At 52.7% G+C, this 1,458-nt stretch carries 1 protein-coding gene; it reads right to left on the bottom strand.

All coding sequences use genetic code 11. The features are described from left to right. Nucleotides 1-354 precede the first annotated feature (354 nt). Nucleotides 355-1,458 (bottom strand): hypothetical protein (locus JHD59_RS21910; protein WP_233164463.1); only part of this gene is annotated, 1,104 nt, incomplete at its 5' end.

The raw sequence follows: 1,458 nt of genomic DNA, 5'->3' as shown, positions 1-1,458 counted from the left end.
CCCCCCCCCCCCCCCCCCCCCCCCCCCCCCCCCCCCCCCCCCCCCCCCCCCCCCCCCCCCCCCCCCCCCCCCCCCCCCCCCCCCCCCCCCCCCCCCCCCCCCCCCCCCCCCCCCCCCTTTTTAATGACCCGGCCACCACCGAGATCTCCACCTCCGTGCTGTCGTCGGCAGCGTCAGATGTGTATAAGAGACAGCTCCATTGCCACTCACAGATGATGTGGCAGAATTGATCCACAAACATACTGCCGGCGTCCCCCGGTTGATTATCGCGCTCTGGATAGCTGCACATCGCGTAGCATTTGAAAAACCGCTAGATACTCTAACACCCATTGATATTGAGCAAGCCGCATCAACTTACCTGTCCCCCGTGCAAGATGCGGTAGAAGCATTAAGGAGCAACGATCCCTTACGAATGGCGCGATATGAGGATCTTTTGCCAACCGATGATTTCTGGAGGGATTTTTTGTCCAACTGAGTCCGATCAGCAGAGCGATTAGTCCAATCGCCAACCTCCGTTCCAGGTGCTACAGGCATTGCCTGTAGCACCTGCAGTAACTCCACACTCGAGCGCCGCAACAACGTTTCCAGTGCCGAGACAGGAACCTCCGCGTTTTCTGCAGCCTCATTCAATGAATAGTCACCCACCAAAAATGCCATTAACCCCTCGAACAGCCTCTGATTACGATTGACATTCTGGCCGAGATTAGGAAGTCCAAGTTCATTCAGCCGTAAAGTAACAATTTGTGCAGTTATAGAGGGGAACGATTTAGCAACATCAGCATGACTGCCCCGATACTCGATATAAGTCTCCCGCAATCGGTTCTCATTCAAAATTATCTTGCCACTCTTACCTCGATTTAGCCTTGCCGATGCTGCTTTGGCACCAGATAAAGCCACAATTGCAGATTGGGCATCTGGATATAATGCAGCCGTAGCGAGAACATAGGCGATGACCGATGACGCACTGGTTTTCTTACACAATACACCATCGATTGGATCAAACCACTCCCCATGCTGCTTATCGGTCAGTTCATGAAATACCTCCTTTAGCCAGACAGACTCGAACTGGCTGATGATAAGATCACTGAGAAGGTCAAACTTGACTGGGCCTGCATAAGTTTGCAGATGGCATTTTTCCGCCTGCAGCTTGAGAACATATGACACATCCCGTACATCCAGCGCATTTGAACGATTCATCAGATAGTCAGCAATCTCGATGAATCGCCGAATAGCTGATGCAGAAAGCAAAAAGGTCATCCATTCATCTGGTACCTGCAGGCTATCCAACAGGAATGCAGTCGGGCTCGACTGAAAAGCTTTTTCATGCGTAATATAGCGCAATGGTTCCAGATGCTGTCGGCATATATAGTGACCTGGAAGTTGCCAAGTCCGGCGCCAATACGTCACCCCTGTATTTGCCAGATCGGCCAGCACACAATGAATGCAATAGTAGGCTCC

The sequence above is a fragment of the Chromobacterium sp. ASV23 genome, assembly GCF_016428945.1.
GTDB lineage: Bacteria > Pseudomonadota > Gammaproteobacteria > Burkholderiales > Chromobacteriaceae > Chromobacterium > Chromobacterium sinusclupearum.
Note: the sequence above shows the minus strand (reverse complement) of the source record. Positions and strands in the feature narration are given on the sequence as shown.